This is a genomic window from Cupriavidus sp. D384 (assembly GCF_001652915.1).
In the GTDB taxonomy this organism is placed as follows: domain Bacteria; phylum Pseudomonadota; class Gammaproteobacteria; order Burkholderiales; family Burkholderiaceae; genus Cupriavidus.
Genome location: NZ_BBQI01000130.1, coordinates 61,765 through 86,429 on the forward strand (window position 1 = coordinate 61,765; position 24,665 = coordinate 86,429).

Genomic DNA, 24,665 nt, shown 5'->3' on the forward strand with positions numbered 1-24,665 from the left:
TTCACTCCTTGGCGGGGCTGGCCGGCTGACTGACGCTGGCCTGGGGTGCGCTGTCGACGGGCCAGCCGCCGCCCAGCGCCTTGTAGAGCTGGACCAGCTGCCCAAACTCCGTGCCGCGCAGCGTCGATTGCTCCAGCTGCGCGGAAAACAGCGAGCGCTCCGAATCGAGCACCTCCAGATAGCTGGTGTAGCCGCCTTCGTAGCGGTCACGCGCCAGCAGTGCATAGCGCGACAGCGCGTCCACCTGGTCATTCTTTGCCACCAGCTGGCTACGGGTGTACTGCACGCCGGCCAGCGCATCGGCAACCTCGCGGAACGCCGTCTGCACCGCCTGCTGGTAGCCATACAGCGCCTGCTTCTGGCGCGCCTCGGCCTGCTTCACGTCACCGGCAATCGCACCGGCGGTGAAGATCGGCACGCTGATCAGCCCGCCATACGACCAGGCTCTGGACGACCCCACCCATAGCCCGGACAGTGCCGTGCTGGCCGCGCCGAACATGCCGGTCAACGAGATCGTCGGGAAATACTGCGCGCGTGCAGCGCCGATCTGGGCATTGGCCGCCACCAGAGACTGCTCGGCCTGCAGCAGGTCCGGGCGCTGTTCCAGCAGCGAGGACGGCAGCCCCACCGGCACCACGGGCAGGATCAGCTCGTCAATCGACTTGCCACGCGGCATGGCGCGCGGGTTGTCGCCGACCAGCACGGCCAGCAGGTCTTCCTGCTGCGCCACCAGTTGCCGGAACTGCTCGACCGATGCCTGGGCCGATGCGTACTCGGAGCGCGACTGCGCATACTCCACCTCGGACACCACGCCGCCCTGGAACCGTTCCCGGAACACCTGCAGCGCGCCCTCGCGGCTGGTCAGCGTGTCCTGCGCGATGCGCAGGCGGTTGTCCAGGTCGCGCAGCGTGATGTAACCACTCGCCACCGCCGCCACCACGCTGATTTCGGTGCTGCGGCGCGCCTGTTCTGAAGCGGCCCAGTCGGCCCGCGCCGCTTCGGTCATGCGCCGGATCCGGCCGAACAGGTCGATCTCCCACGATGCGTAGACGTCGGCCTTGACCGAGTTGAACGGATTGTCGATGGGCAGCACGGTGCCGCTGCTGGTGCTGATGCGCTGCCGGCTGCCGCCCGCCTCCGCGCCGACCTGCGGAAACAGCCCCGCACGCGTGGTCATCACGCGCCCGTAGTATTCCTCCACGCGCGCCGTGGCAATCAGCACATCGTAGTTGTGTGCCCGCGCCGTGGCGATCAGGTCGTCGAGCACCGGATCACCGATCTGGGACCACCAGTATTGCGTGGTCACCACATCGGCCGACTGCTGCGTCTCGGGCGCGAAACGATAGGTCTCCGGCACCTGCACGTCGGGCCGCACGTAGTCCGGACCCACGGTACAGCCGCCAGCCACCAGCGTCAGCGCCGTCAGCCCCGGCACCAGGGCGCGCGCAGGCCATCCACGATGGCTCATAGCGTGCCTCCGGTGGGCGCGGAGGGATTGGCGCCGGACCCGGCATCCTTCCCGCCCTGCTCCGCGATCTTCTTCTTGCTCTCGCGTTCCAGGCCCCAGAAGAACATCGGGATAAAGAAGACGGCGATCACCGTGGCACCGAGCATGCCGCCGATCACGCCGGTACCCAGCGACTGGCGGCTGGCCGCCGACGCGCCGCTGGCAATGGCCAGCGGAATACAGCCAAGGATGAATGCCAGCGACGTCATGATGATCGGACGCAGCCGCATCTTGGAAGCCTTGACCGCCGCGTCATACGGGCTCAGCCCCTCCTTGACGCGCATCTCCACCGCGAACTCGAAGATCAGGATGGCGTTCTTGGCGGCCAGCGCGATCAGCACCGTCAGCCCGATCTGGAAGTACACGTCGTTCTCCATGCCCCGCACCAGGATGCCGACCAGCGCACCGAACAGCGCGAACGGCACGGCCAGCAGCACCCCGATCGGCAGCGACCATTTCTCGTACTGCGCCGCCAGGATCAGGAACACCATGAGCAGGGCGAACGCAAACACCAGGGCCGCCGTCGAACCGGCCTTCTTTTCCTCGTAGGCCTGGCCGCTCCACGCAAAGCTGTAGCCCTCGCCCAGCACCTCGGCCGCCACTTCCTCCATGGCCTGCAGCGCCTGGCCCGAGCTGTAGCCCGGTGCGGCATCGCCGGTGATCTTGGCCGCCGGGAAGTTGTTGAAACGCGTCACCAGGTCTGCGCCGGCCACCCAGCGCGTGGTGGTCACCGCCTTGATCGGCACCATCTCGTTGCGCGAATTGCGCACATACACCTTGTCGATGTCTTCGGGCTTCGACCGGTACTCCGGCTCGGCCTGCAGGATCACCTGGAACAGGCGGCTGTTCTTGGGGAACTGGCTCACGTACAACGACCCGAACATGGTCTGCAGCGCGGAGTACACCTGTTCCACTGGCACGCCCTGCGTCTCCGCCCGCTCGCGGTCCAGGTCAACCAGCAGCTGCCGTGAGCGCGTGTTGATCGTGGTGCTCACGCCGCGCAGCTCCGGACGCTGCCGCGCCTTGGCGATAAACGCGCGCGTGCGTTCCTCCAGTTGCTGGTAGCTGCCGTCGCCAGTGCTCTGCAGCCAGAACTCGAAGCCGCCCGTGGTGCCCAGGCCCGGAATTGACGGCGGATTCACCGGAATCACCAGCCCGTCACGATAGGTCGAGAACTCCTTGTTGGCCTTCGCGATCAGATCGGCCGCGCTCTCGCCCTTGCCGCGCTCGTGAAAGCCCTTCAGCGTGATGAATAACGTACCGGCGTTCGACTTGTTCTGCGAATCGATCAGGCTGAAGCCATCGGGCACCGCCACCGACTTCACGCCAGGCTGCTTCTCGAACCACTCCGCGGCCCGCTTCGACACCGCGCCGGTCCGATCCAGGCTGGCCGCATCGGGCATGATCACCGCGCCCAGCAGATAGCCCTGGTCCTCCACCGGCAGGAACGACGACGGAATACGGATGAACATCAGCACCGCGGCCACGATCAGCGCAATGACGATCCCCACCGAGATCGCCGTGCGCCGGATCACGGCCTGCACGGTCGATCCATAGCCTTCCACCAGCCGGTCGAAAGTGCGGTTGAACCATTGGAAGAAGCGGTTCTTCTTGTGGCTGCCGGGCTTGAGCAGGATGGCCGCCAGCGCGGGCGACAACGTCAGCGCCACCACCCCGGACAGCAGCACCGACACCGCCAGCGTAATGGCGAACTGCTTGTAAAGCTGGCCCGTGATGCCGGACAGGAATGCCACCGGGATAAACACCGCCAGCAGCACCAGCACGATGGCGATCACCGGGCCGCCCACTTCGTCCATGGCGGCCTTGGCGGCCTCCTTGGGCGGCATGTGGAACTCCATCATGTTCCGCTCGACGTTCTCGATCACAACGATGGCATCGTCCACCACAATGCCGATGGCTAACACCATGCCGAACAGCGTGAGCATGTTCACCGAGAAGCCGAAGGCGGCCATGGCGGTGAATGTGCCGATGATCGACACCGGCACCGCCAGGATTGGCACCAGCGTGGCACGGAAGCTCTGCAGGAACAGGTACACCACCAGGATCACCAGGATCACCGCATCGCGCAGCGTATGCACCACCTCGTTGATCGACTCGTGCACGAACTCGGTGGTGTCCAGCGCCACTTCGTATTCCAGGCCCGGCGGGAACGATTTCTTGGCCTCTTCGAGCGCCTTGCGGACCTGCCCCGCCACCGCCAGCGCGTTTGCGCCCGGCTGCTGGTACACGGCCAGCAGCGTGGCCGTCTTGCCCTTGTAGCGGCTGCGCAGCGAGTAGTCCTTCGCACCCAGCTCGGCGCGGCCGATATCCTTGAGCCGCACCAGCGCGGCGTCGCCCGATGCCGCGCGCAGGATGATGTTCTCGAACTCGGCCGGGTCGGTCATGCGGCCCTTGGTGGTCACCGGGAACGTCTGCTTGACCGGCTCCGACGTGGGCGAACTGCCGATGCGGCCCGCCGAGAACTGCTCGTTCTGGTTGGCTACCGCGCTCTTGACGTCTTCGGCAGTGATGCCAAGCTGGGCCATGCGGTCAGGCTTGAGCCAGATGCGCATGGCGTAATCGGGCGTGCCGAAGATGGCCGACTGGTTGGCGCCCGGGATGCGCTTGAGCGAATCCAGGATGTAGATGCTCGTGTAGTTGTCGACGAAGGTCTGCGGATAGCTGTTGTCGGGCGAATAGACGGCAATCACCATCATGAACGCCTGCGAGCGCTTTTCCACGGTCACGCCCTGCTTGGTCACGGCGTCGGGCAGTGTCGGCAAGGCCAGGTTGACGCGGTTCTGCACGTCCACCTGCGCCAGTGCCGGATCGGTGCCGATCTCGAAATACGTGGTCAGCGTGATATTGCCCGTGGACGAGCTGGTGGACGACATGTAGAGCATGTTGTCCGCGCCGTTCACCTGCTGCTCGATCGGGGCGGCCACGTTCTGCGCCACCACTTCCGAGCTGGCTCCCGGATACGTCGTGGACACGGTGATGCTGGGCGGCGTGATGTCCGGAAACTGTGCGATCGGCAGGTTGAACAGCGCCACCATCCCGCCCACCACGATGATGATCGACAGCACCGACGCGAAGATCGGGCGGTCGATAAAGAAGTGGGAAATTTTCATGACGCCGCACCCTTGCCGGCTTCCGGCGCCCCGGTGGAGCCCGGTGCCGCAGGATGCGCCGGGGGTGCCGACGGTGGCACCGGCGACGGCCCGTCGCTGGCCTGGCGCGGCGGCGCGGCCACCGGCTTGACCGGCGCACCAGGCGCGAGGCGGATCGAACCGTCGACGATCACGGTATCGCCCTCACGCAGGCCCGAACGCACCACCCAGTTGCCCTGCGACCATTCGCCCACGTCGATCACGCGCGGCTCGGCCTTGTTCTCCTTGCCCACCAGCCACACCGACTGGCCGCGCTGGCCCTGCACCACCGCTTCCTGCGGCACGGTGATGGCCTTGGTGCGCACTGCGCCAATCAGCCGCACACGCACGAACTGCCCCGGCCGCAGCATGCCCTTGGTATTCGGCATTTCGGCGCGGATCAGGTAGGTGCCGGTTTCGGAATTGAACGATGCATCGGCAAAGGCGATATGCCCGCGCTGCGGATACGTGGTGCCGTCGGCCAGCACGATCTCCACTTCCATCGCGCCCCGCGCCGGCATCCGGATGCTGCCGGCCGCGGTCTGCGACTGGTACTGCAGCACCTCGTTCTCGGACAGGCTGAAGTTGACCCAGATCGGATCGAGCTTGGCGACGTACGTGAGCAGGCTGTTGGTGGCGTCGATGTACGAGCCCACCTGCTTCTTGGCGTAGCTGGACAGGCCATCCACGGGCGACGTGATCGTCGTGTAGCCGAGATTCAGCTTGGCATTGGTGACGTTGGCCTTGGCGGCTTCGACGGCGGCAGCGGCGGACTGCTCCTGGCCGGTCGCTTCGTCCAGGTCCTTCTGGCTCAGGGCGTTCTTGGCGGCCAGCGGCTTGACCCGCGCCAGATTCGAGCGTGCGGTGGTCAGCCGGGCCTGCTGCTGGGCCAGTTCGGCCTGCGCGGCGTCGAGCGCGGCCTGGAACGGCTTCTGGTCCATGCGGAACATGACCTGGCCGGCCTTGACCATCGAGCCTTCGGTATAGAGGCGCTGCTCCAGGAAGCCGCTCACGCGGGCCCGGATTTCCACCTGCTGGGAGCTTTGCGTCTCGCCCACGAATTCGTAGGTCAGCGGCACGTCCTGCAGGGTGACCTTGACCACGCCCACTTCGGCTGCCGGGGGCGCGGCTGGCCCCTTGGCCTCCTGCTTGTGGCAACCGGACACCGCCAGTGCGGCCAGTACCACCAATGCCCACCGACCGCGCTTGGATACCAGACCGCTTGCCATCGTCGTATCTCCTGCTCGCGCCGGCCGCGGGCCACGCGAGACTTGTGCGATTACCTGAAGTGTTCGCGCAGGATCAGCGCATTGATCTTGTGGCCGTTCCAGAACACGCCATGGATGCGCGGCACCAGCTGCTGCAGCGCGCCCGTATCCACCGTCCGGAACGTCAGCGTCATCGAGGGGCGGGTGCCGTCGCCTTCCTGCCGCTCGATCTCGTCGGCAGGCGGAAAGCCATAACGGCCAAGGAATTCCTTGACCTGCTCCTCGGTGGTGTCCGGGTGGAGGTTGGAAAGCATCAGTAGCGACATTTGCCGGTCCTCCTGTTTGGCTGGCGAGCCATGCGTACGGCAGGGCGCCTGCTGCACGCCTTGGTAAGAGTGTGCCTGCTACGGCCTGAATGACAATTGGACCAAGGACCAAAGGCATGGGACTAAGGCATCACGCTTCGTACCAGATCAACCAGCTGGGCGGCGTCGAATGGCTTGCGCAAATAGCCGACGGCGCCCGCCGCCAATGCCTTGTCGCGTGCCTCGGGCACCTCGTGCGCGGTAATGAAGATCAGGGGAAGCGCCAGGCCGGCCAGTTGCTGCTGCACCTCCAGCCCGTCCATCCCCGGCATGCAGACGTCGAGGATCACGCAGAACGGCCGGTAGGCCGCCTTGCCCTGGATGCGGGCAATGAAATCGGTGCCGCTGGTGAACGTGTCGACCGTGATGCCCGCGGCACGCAACAGCCGCGACGTGGATCGCGCCACTGACGCGTCGTCGTCCACAACCACCACGAAGTTTCCGGTAGCACCCATTTGCACGTTGCGCAGCCGATTGTAAGCACGTAATGATTAGGCTACGAGACTGGCGAGGCGGGCGATATTGGCCCATGGTCCAGCGCTGGGGCCAGTCGGCCCCGGGGATCGGGGCTGGAAGGGGGGTCCCGGCGCCGGAGAGGCGTGGAACGGGGGCGGCATCGTACCGCCCCCGGCGGACAGGCGGACAGTGTCAGGTGGCCGGATCGGCCACCATGCCCATGCGGTCGGCGATGCGGACCAGCGCCGGCAGGGAATCCACTTCCAGCTTCTGCATGACGTGGGCGCGATGCACCTTGATGGTCTTCTCGACCGTGCCAAGCCGGTTGGCTACCTGTTTGTTGCGGAAGCCCGTGACTATCCACGCCAGCACTTCGCGCTCGCGCGGCGTCAGGCGGTCGATCTTCTTCTTCAGATCGCGCAGTTCGCTGGCCTGCGCAAACTGGCGCGTGGCACATTCGCAGCCCTTGTTCACCGCAGCCAGCAGCTGCACGTCAGATACCGGCTTTTGCAGGAAGTCGATGGCGCCGGCCTGCATGGTCAACACTGCGCTGGCGACATCGGCATGCCCGGTCAGGATGATGACCGGAATCCGGCTGCACAGCGCCTGCTGCAGGTCGATGCCGCTGATGTCCGGCAACTGCAGGTCCAGCAACACGCAGCCGGGCGTGTCGTCGATGTCGGCTTCCTCCAGGAACTGGCTGGCGGATGCGAACCCTGCGGTGAGATAGCCGTGCGCCCCCAGCACGCGGCCCAGCGCCCGTCGCACGCTGTCGTCATCGTCAACGATGTAGATGGTGGTCCTGGTCGCGAGCATGGAGTCTTATCTCCGGGAAAATGCAGTCCTGAACCGGGCCGCCACGACCGCCGGCGCGCGATGATGCGCCGTGGCCGAGGCGGAGTCTTCGGTGCGCAACAGGCATTCGAACGTCATGCCGTTGTCGCTGTTGCGGATGGCGCGCAGCCGGCCGCCGTTGCGTTCCATGAGTGCGCGGCTGAACGACAGGCCCAGGCCCATGCCTTTGGGCTTCGAGGAAAAGAACGGGCGGAAAATCTTGTCGAGGTCGCCCTCGGCCACGCCGCAGCCGTTGTCGCGCACGGTCAGCTTCAGCACACCGTCCTGTGCGGACGCGGCAACCGATACCTTGCGTGCCCCGCGTGCGTGCGCGGCCTCCACGGCATCCAGCGCATTGACCAGCAGGTTCAGCAGCACGAGCTGGATCTCCATCGGATCGCCCACGGCGCGGGGCAGCTGTCCGTCGGCCTCGCCATCGACGGTGACCTCGCGCGCCCTGGCCTCGTCGCGCACCAATTCCAGCGCACGCACGATCACGTCGCCGATCTGGAACGGCACCAGGTGGGGGGCCTCGCCCCGGATCAACGCGCGCACGCCCTTGACGATGTCGCTGGCGCGCGAGGCGTCGCTGACGATGTCGTCGAGGATTTCACGGATCTCAGTCTGGTCGGGCGTGCCCGACATCAGGTATTCGCGCGCGGCCTGGGCGTTGCTTGTGATGGCGGTCAGCGGCTGGTTCAGCTCATGCGCCAGCGACCCCGCCAGTTCGACCATGCCGGGGCGGCTGGCGATGTCCGAGAACGGGCTGGTGTCGACCACCCGCAAGGTATCGTCACGACGGCGCGGCTTGGTGCGCGGACGTGGCAGCACGCCCATCGCCAACGCGACGGACGCGCCCATCAGCAACATCGTGACCCATCTCATGGCCTGGCGTGCTCAGATGTCGAGCTTGCTGATCTTGGTGCCTTCCAGCGACAGGTTGGCCATCAGCCCGGCGTTCGTCAGCACGAATCCGATGATCGGTGCGCGGGCCGTGTTGGTGTCGATCTGCCCGTTCGCGCCGATGGTCGCCAGCGCCACCGAACCGTCCACCCCAGCCGTCCAGCCCTTGCTGGCCTCGAATGCCTTCAGCGCGTCGTCGGTCATGAACATCATGATGAGCGCCTTGGACTGTGCGCCGGCCAGAAAGCCGAACGACGCAGTGGTGGTGCGGTAATAGCCCACCGGCGAATTGGCCACCCGGAGCGATCCTTCGCCATACTCGGCGCCGACAATAAACCCGGCAGCCAGGATCTTGGGAAACACGAGTATGCCCTTGGCCTTCTCGGCGAGGGCCTGTGCCGAACTGGCGGAGGCAAACAGCTTGCTCATGGTGCCGTCCACGCCGGCATCGATCTCGCGGCGTTTTGCCGCCGCGTCACTGCCTGACATATTGGTGGTACAAGCAAACAATGCCGGTGCCAATGCCAGTGAAGGCAGGCTCATGAACAGCCGTCGATTCATCATGGTCTCCCAGACAGAACGGGGAGCAAGCCAGGGCGGCTGGCCCTACAACGGGCTGCGGCCCGCTACACGCCACAGCGCCAGATCCATGAAGCGTCCCTGGGCGTGCCTACCCCACGCCAAATACAATCGATGCTTATTGCTTTTTCTGGATATCCCGTAAGTGCCATATCAAAGTAGGTCGATGACCTGCTGATTGCAATCTTTACTTCCGCAGAGATGTAAAGATGAAACACGGGCGCAAAAAATATCAGAACAGGACGCGCACGTTATTAATCGGCGATTAATTAATCAGGCGAAGCGGACGGTACCTGATACTGCCGGGCGGTACGCGGTGCAGGATTTCTGTATTAGCCAGCCTGCTTAGTATTTATCCGCACGGAAATGAGAATTGGCACGATTCGGGCTTCGGGGCGTGCGAATTCCAACTGGCGGGACCGGAAAACAAAATGCCCTGGCGCGGGAAGCATACCGGCCAGGGCATTTGCATGGAAGGGGAAGGCCGGCCGATGGCGGCCAGCCAGGTCAATCGGCGCTGGCAGCCGTCATGGGTTGCAGCAGTTCCGGCGCCACCTTGCTCCAACCCGTGCCGGGGTCGAACGTATCGATTCCTGCCGCCCGGGTGGCGGTGTCGCGGCCAAGGTCGCGCTCGTAGACCTGGCCGTCATGGCTGACCATGAAGCTCTTGATGCCGGTATCGCCATAGCGTGCGGGCCATGCCAGCACCGCAAACCCGCCGAACAGCTTGCCGTTGACCAGGTAGGTGTACTTGCCGCCGGTTGCCGTCGGGCCCTGCCCGTTGAGCAGCTTGTAGCGGTAGCCGTTATAGCCGTCCGAAGTACTGCGATGGGTCGCGATGGCATCGATGAACGCCGGCCCGAGCGGGCTTTCCGGCTCGCCCGGACGGGTCGGCCAGTAGAGCCCGTCCTTCTTGCCCGGCGAACTGACCAGCTTGCGCGCGTAGACCAGCAGGCCATTGCCCTCGTGGTTACCCAGCGCGTAGTCGTGCTGGGCATCGTAGATTGCCAGCATGGTCTGGATGGTCGTCAGCTCGTTCCTGCCGATGCGACGCAAGCGGATCTCGCCGACGCCCTGTTTGGCGTCGAAGTGCCAGCGTCCGTTGGTCTTGACCAGCGGAATCGGCAGCGTCCAGCCGTTGTCGCCGACCGCCACGCGCGCCGTGCCGTCGTCGCCGCTTACGATACGGTGCGACTGGCTCCATGCGGACAGGAAGCGGTATCGCTGGTCCGCGCCCACCGGCGGGATCATGCGGCGCGCCTCGGCCCCCAGCAACGCGGTCACGGCCGCGTCGTTGCTGGTGGCTACGGCGTCGCCAAACGCATTCATGGCGGCCTCGGGCGTATCGAACGCCTTCTGGGCCTGCGCGGCCGACATCAGCGCCACGCCCAGCACCAGCGGCAGAGCGGTACGCGCGATGCGCGACGGCAGGATTGCTTTCATTGCACGCATGCCTGACACCTCGTGGTTGTCATCGCCATCTCCGGCTACCGGCGTCCGCCGCCGCCACCACGGCCACCGCCGCCGCCACCAAATCCGCCACCACCACCGCCCCGGCCGCCGCCACCACCCTGGAAGCCACCGCCGCCACCGCCCCGGCCGCCGCCACCCTGGAAGCCACCGCCGCCACCGCCTGCGCTGCGCTGGGCCGCGCCCTGCCCGCCGCCGTAGCCACCGCCGCCAGAACTGGCACGTCCGCGGTCAAAGTCGCGCTGCGACGATGCGCCACTGCCGCCCACGCCCTGGAACGCGCTGTCCCGCCCGCCACCACCGTAGCTGGTGCGATTCGCGCCGGCACCGCCGCGATCTCCGGCGCCCCCACGATCCGTGGACATCCGGTCGCCGGTGCTGGCGCGGTCACCTCCCACGCCCTGCCCGCGATCCCCGGCACGATTGCCGCCCCGGTCTGCCGACCGGTCTCCGGCGCGGTCTCCGGCACGGTCTCCCGCGCGATCCGCGCTGCGGTCGCCGGCCCGGTTACCCGAGCGATCTCCCGCACGGTCGCCCGCGCGATCGCCGCCCCGGTCGCCCTCGCGGCCGCGGAAGTCATTGCGCCGATCCGCGCCGCCCACGTTGTTGCCAAACTTCTCGCGCGTGGCGTTATCGCGATAGGCCACACCCTTGCGGTGGCTGGAGTCGTGCTTCCACTTGCCCCCGCCTTCCACGCTGCTGCGGTTGAAGCTGCGGTCGATGTTGGTGGCACGGTTCACGTTGACATTCACGTCACCGCCGCCCCAGTTGCAATTGCCGAAGATCGCGCCGGCAGCCGCCAGGCCCACGCCCCAGGCAAACCCGGTTGCCAGCGCGGCGCCCGGGTAGTAGGCCGGATACGGCGGCCAGTAGTACGGCGGATAACTCGGATAGCCCCAGCTGCCGTAGACGGTGGCCGGGTTGTAGGCCGGCACGTAGATCACCTGCGGGTTGGCCGGCTCGATGATGATGGTCTGCTGCGTGCCGCTGCTCTGCGTGGCCGGCTGGACCGTCACGTTCTGCTGCTCGTTCGACTTCAGGTTGCCGGACTGCTGGGCCTTGTTGCGCAGCCGCTGCACGGCGGCCAGCACGTCCTTTTCCTGAGCCAGGAAGGCGTCGCCAAGCTTCTGTGTCCAGTCGAGCTTGTCGTTCATTGGCTCCAGCACCTGCGGAAACGCCACCAGCGACTTCACGCTGACGTCCCACGGCTGATCCTGCACGGCCTTCACGGCCGCATCGCCCTTCAGGCTCGAATTGGCCTTCTGCCAGCGCGCGGCCTGCACGATTTCCAGCGGATAGGTTGACGCCATCAGCACCTGCGACAGCACCGAATCCGGATACAGCGCGATAGGCGCCACCAGCGCCTCGATTTCCTCTGGCTTGAAGGTCTGCTGCCCCGCTGTCTCCTGCTGGCCCTGCGCCGGCGGCGGCGCTGCCGCAGGCTGCTGCCCCGGGGCCGGCTGCTGCGCCCAGGCGCTGCCCGTGGAGACCAACAGGCCGGCCAGCATCCAGTGGCCGATGCATCGCATGCGCCGCATATGTCGCCCGCTGCCACCCCTCATGGCGTCCCTCCGCAAAATGGTGCCGACGTCCCCTTCTCCGGCTGTCAGCACAACATATAGATGGCGGCCAGACGCGCCGCAATGGAACCTTGGGCCAATACGCCGCTTGGCGGGCCCCGGTGGCGCCTTGTCCATACGGCTTTGGTCCAATTCGCAAGCCGCCCCGCGCTGGCGTACGCTTGGCACCATTGCCGTTCGCCGCCGGGCCTATCCGGCCGACCCCATGGGCCGCATGACGCTTCCAGGATCCGGTTTCGTCCGTCGGCGCTGCCTGGCCGCGCTGCTGCCCGCCGCGCTGCTGTGGGGCGGCGCGGAGCCGGCGCATGCGCAGCAGCAGCCACGCGATTTCCAGGTTGTGTTCGGCCCGGCCGTGCAGCGACAGGCCAATGCGGTGCTGACGCTGATGAGCTTTTCGGTGGTGCCCGACCTGGCGTCGAGTTCACTGTCGATCTCGAACGGGCAGACCGCCAACCCAGGCATCGTCATGTCGCAGCTGGGCGGCGGCTTCACGCTCAGCAAGTCCACCCCGATCTATATGGAAGGGTCGATCGCCTACAGCCGATACGACCCCACCTTCGTGGCATCGAACGGCACGGAATCGCGCGAACTGCCCACGCGCTGGAATACCGTGGCCGGCACCGTCGGCATTGGCTGGGACTTCCCGCTGACGGAGAGCAAGGAACTGGTGTTCCGCCCGATCTTCAATGCGTCGCTGGGCAATGTGTCCAGCGATCTGCGGCTGGCGCAGGGCTTCGTGAACCACAAGACCGACCGCAACATCAATTTCCTCGACGGCGGATCGCTTAACGCCTATGGGCTGGGTGGATCGGTCATGATCGACTGGGAACACTATCGGCCCGAGCACGACATCGACGTGGAACTGCGCTACACCAATATCCACCTGAAGAGCTTTGGCGGATCGTCGGATGCGGTACAGGGATCGGCCATTGCCCAGACCGCCAACCTGTACGCGCGCTGGCGCGCCCCGACCGGCTACTTCGCGATGGACCGGCCCGTGCGCTACGTGATGGAACTGTCGCACTCGCACTACCTCGGGGCACAGGCCGGGGCGCTGGGCTTCAACTACCTGACCACGCTGGGGCTGGGCCTGGAGCTGGACACCACGGCGCACGAGGTCTTTGTCACGCGCGTGCGGGCGGTGGTGCGCTACGTCTTCGGCAACAACGTGTCCGGCGTGTCGCTGGGCCTGGCCGCCAGCTTCTGACACCTCACACCCCGTCCGCTGCGCCGGATACAGCGTGCCAGACCGTGACGGTCGACGGCGCGCCCTCCGACGGCTCGGAGAGTTCCGAGTCACTCATTCTTTGCGAGATTTTCGAATTTTTCCGAAATATCTCGTCCCGCCCGTACTTTGATTGACCCACCGTAGCCGCATCGCTTACGTTGGCGCCCGTTGTTGAAGAAACACAGGCGCCGGGCCGGGTCATGTCGCCCTGAACGCATCCGCCCGCCCATAGCCAGCCATCGCCCCCAGCGACCAGCAAGCCTCCGCGTCACACCTACTCCGCCCCCCTTCGACCACGCCCGCGCACCGGTCGCCTGACCGGTGCAACGGATGCCTGCATCCGTCCCGATTGTTGTCGTCAAGCTGGAGCTCAGTTGTGCAGCAGAAAATCCTCTCGTCTTCGATCCGCGTGCTGGTGTCCGGCGCGGCCAGCACCGGTACCGCCCTCACGATCACGGCGCTTCCACAGATCGCCTACGCCCAGACCGCCACGGTGCTGCCGGCGGTTACCGTGACCGGCAAGGGCATCGAGAACACCAATGAAGCGTCCACCGGCATCGCGCGGCTGCCCGATACCGTCAAGGAGACGCCCAAGACCATCTTCGTCATTCCGCGCGACGTGCTGGAGCAGCAGCAGGTGACCTCGCTGGAACAGGCGCTGAAGAACGTGCCCGGCATCACGATTTCCACCGGCGAGGGCAACGGCGGCCAGAACGGCGACCAGTTCCGCATTCGCGGCCTGTCGGCCAAGGGCGACGTCTACATCGACGGCCTGCGAGACTTCGGCGCCTACCGGCGCGACAGCTTCAACACGGACAGCGTGGAAGTCATCAAGGGGCCATCCGGCGAGAGCTTCGGCGTGGGCAACCTGGGCGGCCTGATCAACCAGACCTCGAAAAAGGCCGGCAAGGGCACCCGCACCAGCATCGACCAGAGCTTCGGAGCCGGCCCGACCTACCGCACCATGCTCGACGGCAACTACCAGCTCGGCGACACCACCGCCTTGCGCATCAACGGCATGTTCCAGGACGGCAGGGTGCCCGACCGCGACCACGTGGACGATGACCGGCGCGGCCTGGCCATCGACTTCGGTACGGGTCTCGGCACCGCCACCGAATGGCACCTGAACTACGCGTACCTGCATCGCAGCGGCGCACCCGACTACGGCGTGCCGATGGCACAGGGCACCGACGGCGTGTACCGTCCGATCACCGAGTACGACGTGCCGGGCCTGTCGCGGTCCACTTCCTATGTGCGCAATACCGACCGCGACACCAGCGACGCGCATGTGGTGACTTCCCTTATCCAGGCGAAGACCGGCAACGGCATCACGCTGAACAACGACACGCGCTTCAGCTACTACGACCGCGACTTCTCGGGCACCAACCCCGCCGGGGTGAACCAGGCCACGCTGCAGAAGCTGCTGGCGGGCGGCAACGCGCCGCTGCGGTACGGCGCACGCGGCGGCATGACATACATGCAGCGGGGCTGGGGTCTGCAGAACGTGCTGAGCGCCCGGGGGGAGTTCCATACCGGCAGCTTCCGCCACCGCGCCATGGCCGGACTGGACATGAACTACCAGCGCGATCATCGCGACATCGGCAGCTGGACCGGCCGCCTGAACAACCAGACCATCGTCGACCCGGTCTTCGATGCCAGCAAGAATGCCAGCGTCAACTACGTGGCCACGCGCGACGCCAACTCCACCAATGTCGGCGTATTCCTGAACGACCGCGTCTGGCTGACAGACCAGGTCTCGCTGCTCGGCAGCCTGCGCTGGGACTACTTCCGCAGCGAATATGAAACCAGCGCCTCGGCGGTGGGCGGCACCGCGGATTCGAAGAAGCTGAGTCCGGCCATCAGTGCGATCTGGGAGCCGACGCAGGACGCCATGTTCTACGCATCGTTCTCGCGCTCGTACCGGCCCGTGGGCACCGATATCGCACTGGCAGTGGGCGGCGTGCAGACCGAGGTGCCAAAGGCCGGAGCGGCCAATGAACCGGAGCGGTCGGATACCGTGGAAGTCGGCACCAAGCTGGACTTCCTTGACAAGCGCCTGGGCGTGACCGGGGCGCTGTTCCAGATCCGGAAATCCAACGCCTACACGGTCGACCCGGTGACAGGCGCGGTTGCCAACGGCTTCTCCGACAGCGGCGAGGGCCGGCGCATACGCGGTGCCGAGCTGGGACTGACGGGCCGGATCACCACGAACTGGTCGGCCAACCTGGCCTATGCGTACCTGGATGGCGAGGTGACAGCGGCCGCCAGGCCGGCGCTGGTCGGCAAGGTGGCGCCCGGCGTACCGCACCACAACCTGACGCTGTGGACAGCGTATGACATCCCGCACGCGCTCGTGCCATTGCCGGGCAAGCTGACGTTGGGCGGCGGCGTGCGGTACGCGTCCGGCTATTGGGCGAATTCCGAAAACACGGGCCGCGTGCCCGACACCTTCTCGCTCGATGCCATGCTGGCCTACCAGCAGGGCAGGTTCCGGGCGTCGCTCAACGGCTACAACCTCACCAACAGCCTGAACTATGCATCGGCGTTCAACGCAACACGGGCGGTGCCGGCCTCTGGCCGCACCGTGCTGTTCAACGTCGGCGTGACGTTCTGATCCTGCCGCAACCGGGCCGGTCCCCTTGCGGGGCTGGCCGTCCTTCCCGAGAACCCCCACCATGCTGATCCGGATCCCCGATGTCCTGACTCCCGACGAAGTCCGCATGCTCAGGCAGCGCCTGGAGGCGTCGCCCTGGGTGGATGGCCGCGTCACGGCGGGCGACCTGGCCGCGCAGTCCAAGGCCAACCTGCAACTGCCGACACACACCGCCGACGCGCTGGAGCTGGCCGACTTCATCCTGCAGGCGCTGGGCCGCTGCGCGGCCTACCATTCGGCCGCGCTGCCACTGCGGGTGCTGCCGCCGATGTTCAACCGCTACGAAGCCGGCATGACGTTCGGCACGCATGTCGACAACGCCATCCGCACCATGCCCGGCACGGGCGGCCTGCGCATGCGCGCCGATGTCTCCAGCACATTGTTCCTGTCGGACCCCGACGAATACGATGGCGGCGAACTGGTCATCGAAGACCTGTTCGGCACGCACAGCGTCAAGCTGCCGGCCGGGCATATGGTGGTGTATCCTGCCTCGTCGCTGCATCGTGTCACGCCGGTCACGCGCGGCTGCCGCTGGGCCTCGTTCTTCTGGGCGCAGTCGATGGTCAAGGACGACGGCATGCGCACCACGCTGCACGACCTCGACATGACGATCATCGGCATCCGCACGCGCCTTGGCGACGGCGACGACGCGGTGCTGTCGCTGGTCAACCACTATCACAACCTGCTGCGGCGCTGGGCCGAGCTTTGACGATGATTCCTGCCGATACCGTTTCCGTGCGCGACTACGAGCGCCGCTTCCACGAGTGCGTGCATCCGGCTGTTGCCGGGTATATCGCCGGATATGGGGCCGACGGCATCACCCAGCGCGACAACCAGTCGGCCTTCGAGCGCATCCGCCTCATGCCGCGCGCCATGGTCGACATGTCGCAGGCGTCGGCGCGCTCGGAACTGTTCGGCCAGGTACTCGACTATCCGTTGCTGATCGCCCCCACCGCCTATCACAAGCTCGTGCATCCCGATGGCGAGCTGGCTACGGTACATGCGGCATCGCTGACACGTACATGGATGACGGTCAGCACGCAGGCCAGCGTGTCGCTGGAAGACATTGCCCGTACGTCCACCACGACGCTGTGGTTCCAGCTCTACCTGCAGCCGCGCCGCGAAGACACCCTGACCCTGGTGCGCCGCGCCGAGCAGGCGGGCTACCGGGCCATCGTGCTGACGATCGATGCCGTGGTCAATGGCATCCGCAATGTGGAGCAACGCGCCGGCTTCCGGCTGCCCGATGGCGTCAGCGCCGTCAACCTGGCGGACCTGCCACCGCCCGAAACCCACGACGCCAGCCACGGCAGCCCCGTGTTCCGGAGCATGCTGCGCCACGCGCCAACCTGGCAGGATGTGGCATGGCTGTGCGGCCAGACGCCGCTGCCGGTACTGGTCAAGGGGCTGCTCAATCCTGCCGACGTCCGGCCCGCCCTCGATGCCGGCGTGGCAGGCATCATCGTCTCGAACCATGGCGGGCGTACGCTGGACACCGTGCCGGCCACCATCGACGCCCTGCCGGCCGTGGCGCAGGCCGTCAACGGTGCAGTGCCGATCCTGCTTGACGGCGGCATCCGGCGCGGCACCGATATCGCCAAGGCCATCGCGCTGGGTGCCAGGGCGGTGCTGATCGGCCAGCCGATCCTGCACGCGCTGGCGGTGGGCGGCATGCCCGGCGTGGCGCATATGCTGACGATGTTGCAGACCGAACTGGAAGTGTCGATGGCACTGCTGGGCTGTCCGCGCCTCGATGCGCTCGACAGCGCCGCCATCCGGCAACGATAGGCGAGGCCCTCGTCCAATGCCTCAATCGAGACCGGCCGCGCCGCTGCGCCCGGACGCCGCCCCCCGAGTATCCGGGCACGTTCGACGATTGACCCGCGTGCCGGCCGTGCTTCAGTTTGCGGCCGGTGCTGCCGTTATACCTACCGGGCACATGTCACCCGCGCCTCCGCTGCCCGTTGCATGCGGGGCTGCGCGCCTGATCTAGCTGAACGGAGCCAGTAGTGAGTATTGACAGCATCATGTCGAAACAGGTGGCCACCGTGGTCTTCGATGACACGTTGGCAACCGTGAAGGACATCTTCGACGCCGCGAGCTTCCACCATCTGCTGGTGGTCGAAGACGGCAGGTTGCACGGCGTGGTGTCGGATCGCGACCTGCTGCGGGCCATGAGCCCCTTTATCGGCAGCAATGTGGAATCGGCCAGGGATCTCAATACCCTGAACCGGCGCGTGCACCAGATCATGTCCCGCCAGCCGATCACACTGCGCCCGGAAGCCGCCATCGCCGACGCGATCGACCTGTTTCTGACCCACCAGGTGTCGTGCATTCCCATCGTGGACGAGTGTTTCCGGCCAGTCGGCATCGTGAGCTGGCGCGATATCCTGCGCGCCCTGCGCCCCGGGAACCCGCAGGCCGCTGACGGTGCTGAGGGTGCTGACGCAGCAGAGGCTGCGGCCGGCGCGGCCTGACCCTTGCGCCTGCGCGCCGGCCGCGCCTATGCGGCGGGCGCGTACACCGGCAGGGCCACGGTCAGCGTGGTCTGTCCATCGCCCGACGCCGCGGCAATGGTGCCGCCATGCAGTTCGACGATCGACCGGCAGATGGCAAGCCCAATCCCCATGCCGTCGTCCTTGGTGCTGAAGAACGGCTCGAAGATGCGGGCCAGTTGTTCAGGCTCGATGCCGCGGCCATTGTCGATGACCTCGATAACCGCCATGTCGCCGGCGCCGTGTCGCGTACGCAGCGTCACGCGGGCACTGCCCGGCGGGCCGTCGCGCCTGGCCTCCACCGCATTGAGCAAGAGGTTGAGCATGACCTGCTGGATCTGCACGCGGTCGCCATGCACCGGCGGCAACGACGCGTCGAGATCTAGCCGGAGGTCCACGCAGGCGACACTGATCCGGCAATCGGCAAGCGGCAGCACCTCGTGCAACGCATCGTCCAGACGGAACGGCTGAGGCCGCAGGGGCTCGCGCCGCATCAGCGCGCGCAGGCTGCGGATCACGCGCTCGGCGCGCTCGGATTGTTCCTGGATGCGGCGGATGCCTTCGCTGACTTCGCCGGCCATCGGCGCATCGCGCTTCATCCAGCGCTCGATGGTGCCGGCCTCGATGCGGATGGCGGTCAGCGGCTGGCGGATTTCATGCGCGATCGACGCGGCCAGCGTGCCCAGCGTAGCCACGCGCGACAGATGCACCATCTGCTCCTGCAGGCACTGGATGATGGCCGTCTCGGTGCGGCATGCGCCGGCGTCAAGGCCGGTACCACTGAGATTTTCCTGAATACGCCGTTCGATGGCCTGCGCGACATCGCGCACCATGCGGATGGCGTCCAGCTGGAATGCCGCCCCCGCGGGCGGATCGCTTTGTGGTGTCACGGCGGCGTCTCCAGTTGGTAACGATGAAACACCGCGAGCGGCCAGAAGTCCGGAAGCTTGTGGCTTCCGGGGGCGCCGTGCGGCAGTCGGACACAATCTACGGCATGCCCGGGAAATTGACTTGTCGATTTGTGCCGCGCCTGGAACGCCTGTGCGCTGAATTGCCGCGTTATAGGTGACCGGAATGCCGCCGTTCCGGCATCGATCCCGCCGTGCGGGCAGGCAGCCTAGCCGAGATGGCGGCGGCGCCAGACGCCGGGCGCCATACCCATATGCCGGGCGAATACGCGCGTGAAATGGCTCTGGTCGGAAAAGCCGCAGACCACGGCCACCTGCGCCAGTGGCACGCCGGCATCCTGCAGCAACGCGCGGGCGCGCTCCAGCCGCTGGGCCATCAGCCACTGATAGGGGGTCTGCCCGGTGGTATCGCGAAAGGCGCGCGTGAAATGGCTGCGCGACAGCTGGCAGGCGTCGGCCACCTCGGCGATCGACAGGTCGCCATCGATCCTGGCGGCCAGCAGTTCCTTGGCCCGCGCCACGCTGCGCGGCGACAGCAGGCGGTTGACCTTGGGCGATGCCACCGGCTCCTCGCCATACTGGCCCACCAGGTGCACGCCAATGGTCAGGCTCAACTGGTCCACAAACAACCGGCAGGCATGCTCGGGATGACTCAGCGCGGGCAGCATCGCCTGGGCCAGGTGCGCCAGCACGGGGTCGGGCTGGCCGGCGGTCTCGCGCAGCGCGCGTTGGCGGGCACGGCCCAGTTCGCTGCTGGTGCGCTCGATAAGGCTGCGCGGCAGCTCCATCAGGATGAAATCGAAACGGGTCAGGTAGTCGGCCTTGTAGTCTTCGGACAGGCTGCGGACATAGATATCGCCAGCCGCGAAATCGTGCGTGCGGGCATGGCGCCCGGCGATGATGCGGCGGCGGTGGCCGGCCTGCAGGGCGATGCCCGCGACAAACCCCCGCTCGGCCGCCGGCATGGCGATCTGGCCCGACTGCAGGCGCGAGCTTTTGCGATGGAACTGGATGTCGCTGCCAGCCAGGGACTGGTCGGCGCCGAGCTTGTCCGCGGAGCAGCCGAACGTATCGACCAGCCCTGGAGGTACCTTCGGGGCGGAGGTGGTTTGGGTTGTCGACATGGCGAGAGTCCGCGAAGAATTACGATGATGCCGCCTGATTCTTACCAGATCCTTGCAGAAACAGGCCGGCGCAGCATAGCACGCAGGCCCCGGGCCGCCGCATGGCGCTACCGCAGGCTATCGCACGCGTCCGGGGCGCCGTGCCGCCGCCGCAAAATTCCTGGCGCTTCGCGCCGCCTCCAGTAAAGTAGATCTTTCCCCGGCCGGCCTGATCGTGCTTTCATGAAACCCTACGTGCGCGTGGAGGACCGCCACGCCTTCGACACCATCATCGACGCGCGCTCGCCGGCCGAGTTCGAGATCGACCATATTCCGGGTGCGATCAACTGCCCCGTGCTCGACAACGAGGAACGGCGCATCGTCGGCACGCTGTACAAGCAGTCCGGCGCCTTCGAGGCCCGGCGGGTGGGCGGCGCCATGGTGGCCGCCAACCTGGCCCGCCACCTGGGCGGGCAGTTCTCCGACCGGCCGCAGGGCTGGCGGCCGTTGGTCTACTGCTGGCGCGGCGGGCTGCGCAGCGGCTCGATGACCACCTGGATGCGCATGGTGGGCTGGGACGCCCAGCAACTGGCCGGCGGCTACAAGTCATGGCGGCGTCATGTCATCGCCACGCTCGATGCCCTGGCACCCCAACTGCCGCTGGTGGTGATCTGCGGCGCCACCGGCAGCGGCAAGACGCGCGTGCTGCAGGCACTGGCGGCGCACGGCGAGCAGGTGGTCGATATCGAAGGCCTGGCCCGGCACAAGGGATCGCTGCTGGGCGCGCTGCCGGACGTGCGGCAGCCCTCGCAGACCGCCTTCGAGACGGCCCTGGCCGATGCCATCGAGCATATCGACCTGACCCGTCCGCTGTTTGTCGAAGGCGAAGGGGCGCGCATCGGCCAGCTCAACCTGCCGGTGCCGCTGGTGGCCCGCATGCGCGACAGCCTTTGCCTGGAAATCGAGGTACCCATGCCGGCGCGGCTGGCCTTCCTGCTGCGTGACTATGCCTATCTGGGCGACCGGCCCGAATGGCTGGCCGAGCAGCTCGGGCGGCTCAACGCACTGCACGGCAACACCACCATCGACGCCTGGCAGGCGATGGCGCGCGCGCGCGACCTGCCCGGCCTGTTCGCCGAACTGGCCGCCCGGCATTACGACCCGTCCTATGCGCGGTCGCAACGCAAGCACTTCCATCGATGGGACGACCGCATGACCGTCCCGGCTGACAGCCTGTCGGCCGAAGGTATCGAGGCACTGGCCGCGGTCATTGCTGAGCGGGTCAAGGCGCGCTGGCCGGGATAGGCCCCTCAAAGATTGCGCTTGCATCACATTCGGCCATTGACCGGGACCCGGAACGAATGATGCGAGTCCTGGCCCATACCGATCAACCGGACGGCTGCGATGGAGCGCATGCGCTATAGCGAAGACGATCTGGAGGCGCAACGGCAAAAGGCCCTGATCGAACGGGATATTTTCCCGGTGGACCACCGGATACAGCGCCTGCGCCGTGAAATTCGCGCACGGGTGCGACATCTGCGACAACTGAAGCGCAAGGGGTTTCCCACATCGCATTCCGAGCGGTTGCTGGGACTGATGTGTCGGACGCTGGCAGCGAACCGCGCCTTCCGGCGCGCCATGCTGAACGCGATCCGGGGTGGCAGGGGATAGTTCACGGCTGTCTTCGCCGACGCTGCTTTTCTTGTAACCCCTACAACCGATCGGAAAAATATCGCCCCGCCGCGCGGGGGCGGACGATGTTCGCCTGATCGCGGCGCCGGCGTTGCGAGACGCGTGCCATGGGGGCTCGCCGACCGTCCCGCCAATTGGCGGAAAACATGGCAGGAAACTTGCGGGGCGCCGTGCATGTGCACACATCGCCCGCCACCATGGCCCCCGACGACCCGCTCGGATCTCTGATCGCCTGCTGCGACACGCCAGATGGCATTCCGCTGCCCGCGCATGGACAGACGCTCGCCCGCTGGCGATTGTTCTCCGACATTGCCGCCGCGCACGGCGCCGTCGCCATCAAGCTGTTCGAGGCGCATGCCGATGCGCTGGCCATTCTTATGGAAATTGCACAGGCCCGTCCCGAACGCGATACGCGCTGGGCGGTCTGGGCCGCAGAGCCACCCGATGCACGCGTGCAGGCCCGGGCAGCCATCGACGCCGACACCCGCGCGCTGGCAGCGCGCACCGGCATCGACACGGGCCGGCCGGTGCGGCTCGATGGCCGCAAGGCATGGTGCTCGGGCGCGCGCGCGGTGTCGCACGCGCTGGTCACCTGCCATGACGGCAATGGCGGCGCACTGATCGCGGCCATCGACGTGCACGGCCCCGGTGTGCGTATCACCGACGAAGGCTGGCACGCCGTGGGCATGCGGGACACGGGCAGTGGTGACGTTCTCCTGGATAACTGCCCTGCCCTGCAAATTGGCCCGGCAGGCGCCTATCTGGACCGCCCGGGCTTCTGGCATGGCGGCGCGGGCATCGCCGCCTGCTGGTACGGCGCCGTGCTGCCCTTCGAACAGGCCGTGCGGCGTGCCGTATGCCGCCACGGCGACCCCCATGCGGCCGCCCATCTGGGCGCCATCGACAGCGACTTGCACGCGGCGGCGGCATTGCTGCGCGAATCGGCTGGCTGGATCGATGCGCATCCCCGGGCCGATGCCTGGGTGCCAGCCATGCGGCTGCGCGCGACGGTCGAGGCCACCGTCCAACGCGTGATGCGGCGCGCCGGCAATGTGCTTGGGGCCGGTCCGCTCTGTCGCGATGCGCGGCTGGCCGCGCTGTTCGCGGACCTGCCCGTACTTCTGCGGCAAAGCCACGCGGAACGCGACCTCGCCACGCTGGGAGACCGGTTGAGCCAAAGCGAACTCGGCGAAGGCGGCTACCGGCCATGACCCCCGCCGCCCCCACCACCGACTTCGACGCCATCCTCGAACAGGACGACCCATGGGGCTTCGCGTCGCTCTGGTATGAGGCCCGCAAGCGTGACCTGCTGATGGCCGCGCTGCCTGAGCCGCACTACGCTCACGCGCTGGAAGCCGGATGCGCCACCGGCTTGCTGACCGAGCGCCTGGCGGCGCGCTGCGACGCGCTGCTCGCCGTCGATCTGGCGCCACGTGCCATCGAACGCACGCGCGCACGCGTGGCGCGCCTTGCGCACGTAGAGGCACGTGTGGCGCGCCTGCCCGACGCATGGCCCGCCGGCCGCTTCGACCTGATCGTGCTGAGCGAGCTTGGCTACTACTTCGACCGCGCTGCATGGCTGCAGACCGTTGCATACGCAGCCGAAGCCCTCGCGCCTGCGGGCACCATCGTCGCCTGTCACTGGCTGCGGCCGTTCCCGGAGCGGCGCCAGTCCACCCGGCACCTGCATGCCGCCATCGCGCGCCAGCACGGGCTGCATCGGCATGTGCGGCATCTGGAGCCCGACTTCCTGCTCGATGCCTGGTCACGCAACCCCGCACCGCTGCGCAGCCGGGAGGCCATGCAATGATCGGCGTTGTCGTGCCTGTCCACAACGAAGAAACCTGCCTGGAGGCCTGTCTGCTCGCACTGCGCGCCGCCGCGCTGCATCCCGGCCTTGGGGGCGAGCCCGTCATGCTGGTGGTGGTGCTCGACGACTGCAGCGACCGGTCGCTCGACATTGTCCGCCGCCATCCGCCGGCACAAATCACCTGCCTGCCCATCGCCGCGCGCAACGTGGGCATCGCCCGGCATGCCGGCGCGGAACTGCTGCTGGCGCTGGACGCACGCTGGCTGGCCTTCACCGATGCCGACAGCCGCGTGGCACCGGACTGGCTGGTGGCGCAGCTGGCGCTGAGCGCCGATGCCGTTTGCGGACTGGTGACCATCGACGACTGGAGCGAGCATCCACCGCACGTCCCGGTACGCTTTGCCGCGCGGTACCAGCGTACCGAAGACCATCGCCATGTACACGGCGCCAATCTGGGCGTCTGCTCGCGGGCGTACCGACGCGCTGGCGGATTCCCGCCCCATGCCACCAGCGAGGATGTGGCGCTGGTGCAGCGCCTGATCGCGCTGAATGCGCAGATCGCGTGGAGCACGCTGCCGCGCGTGGTGACCAGCGCCCGCGCCAAGGGCCGTGCGCCAGACGGCTTCGCCGATCACCTGGCAATGCTGGGCAGCCTTTGCAACGATCACACCGCTGACGACGCGGCACCCGCACCCGACTGGCACCCGGCTGACTTCCGCTAAAGA

22 protein-coding genes are annotated in these 24,665 nt (G+C 66.9%); 10 read left to right on the forward strand and 12 right to left on the reverse strand.

The window, feature by feature from the left end; genetic code table 11:
• Position 1: 1 nt before the first annotated feature.
• The 10 genes from A9J21_RS29210 to A9J21_RS29255 all read right to left on the reverse strand — a co-directional run bounded on the left by A9J21_RS29210 (position 2) and on the right by A9J21_RS29255 (position 12,009).
• Positions 2-1,468, reverse strand: coding sequence for an efflux transporter outer membrane subunit (locus A9J21_RS29210; RefSeq protein WP_066742280.1), 1,467 nt, complete (start codon positions 1,466-1,468; stop codon positions 2-4).
• Positions 1,465-4,638: an efflux RND transporter permease subunit gene (locus tag A9J21_RS29215; RefSeq protein ID WP_066742287.1), complete on the reverse strand. Its 3,174-nt coding sequence runs from the start codon at positions 4,636-4,638 to the stop codon at positions 1,465-1,467. Before A9J21_RS29215 ends, A9J21_RS29210 begins: the two co-directional genes overlap by 4 nt.
• On the reverse strand, positions 4,635-5,885 hold the full coding sequence (locus A9J21_RS29220) for an efflux RND transporter periplasmic adaptor subunit (RefSeq protein WP_066742300.1): 1,251 nt from the start codon (positions 5,883-5,885) through the stop codon (positions 4,635-4,637). The genes A9J21_RS29215 and A9J21_RS29220 overlap by 4 nt, the downstream gene beginning before the upstream one ends.
• 50 nt (positions 5,886-5,935) lie before the next feature.
• On the reverse strand, positions 5,936-6,190 hold the full coding sequence (locus A9J21_RS29225; protein ID WP_066742304.1) for an RNA-binding protein: 255 nt from the start codon (positions 6,188-6,190) through the stop codon (positions 5,936-5,938).
• A gap of 122 nt (positions 6,191-6,312) precedes the next feature.
• A complete protein-coding gene (locus A9J21_RS29230) occupies positions 6,313-6,684 on the reverse strand; it encodes a response regulator transcription factor (RefSeq protein ID WP_066742307.1) in 372 nt (123 codons plus the stop codon).
• Positions 6,685-6,877: 193 nt separating this feature from the next.
• Positions 6,878-7,501, reverse strand: a complete 624-nt coding sequence (locus A9J21_RS29235; RefSeq protein WP_066742310.1) for a response regulator transcription factor — start codon at positions 7,499-7,501, stop codon at positions 6,878-6,880.
• A 6-nt stretch (positions 7,502-7,507) separates the two neighbouring features.
• Positions 7,508-8,404 (reverse strand): sensor histidine kinase, encoded by an 897-nt coding sequence (locus A9J21_RS29240; protein ID WP_082926685.1) that lies wholly within the window; start codon positions 8,402-8,404, stop codon positions 7,508-7,510.
• 12 nt (positions 8,405-8,416) lie between these two features.
• Positions 8,417-8,983 (reverse strand): YSC84-related protein, encoded by a 567-nt coding sequence (locus A9J21_RS29245; RefSeq protein ID WP_066742572.1) that lies wholly within the window; start codon positions 8,981-8,983, stop codon positions 8,417-8,419.
• Between the two features lie 525 nt (positions 8,984-9,508).
• On the reverse strand, positions 9,509-10,453 hold the full coding sequence (locus A9J21_RS29250; protein ID WP_066742314.1) for a DUF2950 domain-containing protein: 945 nt from the start codon (positions 10,451-10,453) through the stop codon (positions 9,509-9,511).
• Between the two features lie 35 nt (positions 10,454-10,488).
• Entirely contained in the window at positions 10,489-12,009 is a 1,521-nt protein-coding gene (locus tag A9J21_RS29255; protein ID WP_066742316.1) for a DUF3300 domain-containing protein, read from the reverse strand.
• A 247-nt stretch (positions 12,010-12,256) separates the two neighbouring features.
• Here A9J21_RS29255 and A9J21_RS29260 point away from each other — a divergent pair, with 247 nt between their 5' ends.
• The 5 genes from A9J21_RS29260 (at position 12,257) to A9J21_RS29280 (ending at position 18,409) form a co-directional block, all read left to right on the forward strand.
• A complete protein-coding gene (locus A9J21_RS29260; RefSeq protein ID WP_404851427.1) occupies positions 12,257-13,258 on the forward strand; it encodes a hypothetical protein in 1,002 nt (333 codons plus the stop codon).
• Positions 13,259-13,655: 397 nt separating this feature from the next.
• On the forward strand, positions 13,656-15,893 hold the full coding sequence (locus A9J21_RS29265) for a TonB-dependent siderophore receptor (protein WP_066742318.1): 2,238 nt from the start codon (positions 13,656-13,658) through the stop codon (positions 15,891-15,893).
• A gap of 61 nt (positions 15,894-15,954) precedes the next feature.
• Positions 15,955-16,641: a Fe2+-dependent dioxygenase gene (locus tag A9J21_RS29270; protein WP_066742321.1), complete on the forward strand. Its 687-nt coding sequence runs from the start codon at positions 15,955-15,957 to the stop codon at positions 16,639-16,641.
• A 2-nt stretch (positions 16,642-16,643) separates the two neighbouring features.
• Entirely contained in the window at positions 16,644-17,720 is a 1,077-nt protein-coding gene (locus tag A9J21_RS29275) for an alpha-hydroxy acid oxidase (RefSeq protein WP_066742324.1), read from the forward strand.
• A 221-nt stretch (positions 17,721-17,941) separates the two neighbouring features.
• On the forward strand, positions 17,942-18,409 hold the full coding sequence (locus A9J21_RS29280) for a CBS domain-containing protein (protein ID WP_066742327.1): 468 nt from the start codon (positions 17,942-17,944) through the stop codon (positions 18,407-18,409).
• A gap of 26 nt (positions 18,410-18,435) precedes the next feature.
• On the opposite strand, the gene A9J21_RS29285 is transcribed toward A9J21_RS29280, so the two are convergent.
• Together A9J21_RS29285 and A9J21_RS29290 are read right to left on the reverse strand one after the other, a co-directional pair.
• The gene (locus A9J21_RS29285) at positions 18,436-19,317 is read right to left on the reverse strand and encodes a sensor histidine kinase (protein WP_156546338.1); all 882 of its coding nucleotides are present in this window, start codon (positions 19,315-19,317) and stop codon (positions 18,436-18,438) included.
• 227 nt (positions 19,318-19,544) lie between these two features.
• Entirely contained in the window at positions 19,545-20,459 is a 915-nt protein-coding gene (locus tag A9J21_RS29290; protein ID WP_066742333.1) for an AraC family transcriptional regulator, read from the reverse strand.
• Between the two features lie 222 nt (positions 20,460-20,681).
• On the opposite strand from A9J21_RS29290, the gene mnmH reads away from it, so the two are divergent.
• The 5 genes from mnmH (at position 20,682) to A9J21_RS29315 (ending at position 24,662) form a co-directional block, all read left to right on the forward strand.
• A complete protein-coding gene (mnmH, locus tag A9J21_RS29295; protein WP_066742336.1) occupies positions 20,682-21,743 on the forward strand; it encodes a tRNA 2-selenouridine(34) synthase MnmH in 1,062 nt (353 codons plus the stop codon).
• A 99-nt stretch (positions 21,744-21,842) separates the two neighbouring features.
• Positions 21,843-22,109, forward strand: coding sequence for a hypothetical protein (locus A9J21_RS29300; protein ID WP_066742339.1), 267 nt, complete (start codon positions 21,843-21,845; stop codon positions 22,107-22,109).
• 167 nt (positions 22,110-22,276) lie between these two features.
• Positions 22,277-23,341, forward strand: a complete 1,065-nt coding sequence (locus A9J21_RS29305; protein WP_231907084.1) for an acyl-CoA dehydrogenase family protein — start codon at positions 22,277-22,279, stop codon at positions 23,339-23,341.
• On the forward strand, positions 23,338-23,940 hold the full coding sequence (locus A9J21_RS29310) for a class I SAM-dependent methyltransferase (RefSeq protein WP_066742342.1): 603 nt from the start codon (positions 23,338-23,340) through the stop codon (positions 23,938-23,940). Before A9J21_RS29305 ends, A9J21_RS29310 begins: the two co-directional genes overlap by 4 nt.
• On the forward strand, positions 23,937-24,662 hold the full coding sequence (locus tag A9J21_RS29315; RefSeq protein ID WP_082926686.1) for a glycosyltransferase family 2 protein: 726 nt from the start codon (positions 23,937-23,939) through the stop codon (positions 24,660-24,662). The genes A9J21_RS29310 and A9J21_RS29315 overlap by 4 nt, the downstream gene beginning before the upstream one ends.
• Positions 24,663-24,665 lie beyond the last annotated feature (3 nt).

Bases quoted from the DNA above. Each gene is read 5' to 3' on its own strand.
- A9J21_RS29210 (WP_066742280.1), bottom strand. From the start codon at position 1,468: ATGAGCCATCGTGGATGGCCTGCGCGCGCCCTGGTGCCGGGGCTGACG.
- A9J21_RS29215 (WP_066742287.1), bottom strand. From the start codon at position 4,638: ATGAAAATTTCCCACTTCTTTATCGACCGCCCGATCTTCGCGTCGGTG.
- A9J21_RS29220 (WP_066742300.1), bottom strand. From the start codon at position 5,885: ATGGCAAGCGGTCTGGTATCCAAGCGCGGTCGGTGGGCATTGGTGGTA.
- A9J21_RS29225 (WP_066742304.1), bottom strand. From the start codon at position 6,190: ATGTCGCTACTGATGCTTTCCAACCTCCACCCGGACACCACCGAGGAG.
- A9J21_RS29230 (WP_066742307.1), bottom strand. From the start codon at position 6,684: ATGGGTGCTACCGGAAACTTCGTGGTGGTTGTGGACGACGACGCGTCA.
- A9J21_RS29235 (WP_066742310.1), bottom strand. From the start codon at position 7,501: ATGCTCGCGACCAGGACCACCATCTACATCGTTGACGATGACGACAGC.
- A9J21_RS29240 (WP_082926685.1), bottom strand. From the start codon at position 8,404: ATGAGATGGGTCACGATGTTGCTGATGGGCGCGTCCGTCGCGTTGGCG.
- A9J21_RS29245 (WP_066742572.1), bottom strand. From the start codon at position 8,983: ATGAATCGACGGCTGTTCATGAGCCTGCCTTCACTGGCATTGGCACCG.
- A9J21_RS29250 (WP_066742314.1), bottom strand. From the start codon at position 10,453: ATGCGTGCAATGAAAGCAATCCTGCCGTCGCGCATCGCGCGTACCGCT.
- A9J21_RS29255 (WP_066742316.1), bottom strand. From the start codon at position 12,009: ATGCGGCGCATGCGATGCATCGGCCACTGGATGCTGGCCGGCCTGTTG.
- A9J21_RS29260 (WP_404851427.1), top strand. From the start codon at position 12,257: ATGGGCCGCATGACGCTTCCAGGATCCGGTTTCGTCCGTCGGCGCTGC.
- A9J21_RS29270 (WP_066742321.1), top strand. From the start codon at position 15,955: ATGCTGATCCGGATCCCCGATGTCCTGACTCCCGACGAAGTCCGCATG.
- A9J21_RS29275 (WP_066742324.1), top strand. From the start codon at position 16,644: ATGATTCCTGCCGATACCGTTTCCGTGCGCGACTACGAGCGCCGCTTC.
- A9J21_RS29290 (WP_066742333.1), bottom strand. From the start codon at position 20,459: ATGTCGACAACCCAAACCACCTCCGCCCCGAAGGTACCTCCAGGGCTG.
- mnmH (WP_066742336.1), top strand. From the start codon at position 20,682: ATGAAACCCTACGTGCGCGTGGAGGACCGCCACGCCTTCGACACCATC.
- A9J21_RS29300 (WP_066742339.1), top strand. From the start codon at position 21,843: ATGGAGCGCATGCGCTATAGCGAAGACGATCTGGAGGCGCAACGGCAA.
- A9J21_RS29305 (WP_231907084.1), top strand. From the start codon at position 22,277: ATGGCAGGAAACTTGCGGGGCGCCGTGCATGTGCACACATCGCCCGCC.
- A9J21_RS29310 (WP_066742342.1), top strand. From the start codon at position 23,338: ATGACCCCCGCCGCCCCCACCACCGACTTCGACGCCATCCTCGAACAG.
- A9J21_RS29315 (WP_082926686.1), top strand. From the start codon at position 23,937: ATGATCGGCGTTGTCGTGCCTGTCCACAACGAAGAAACCTGCCTGGAG.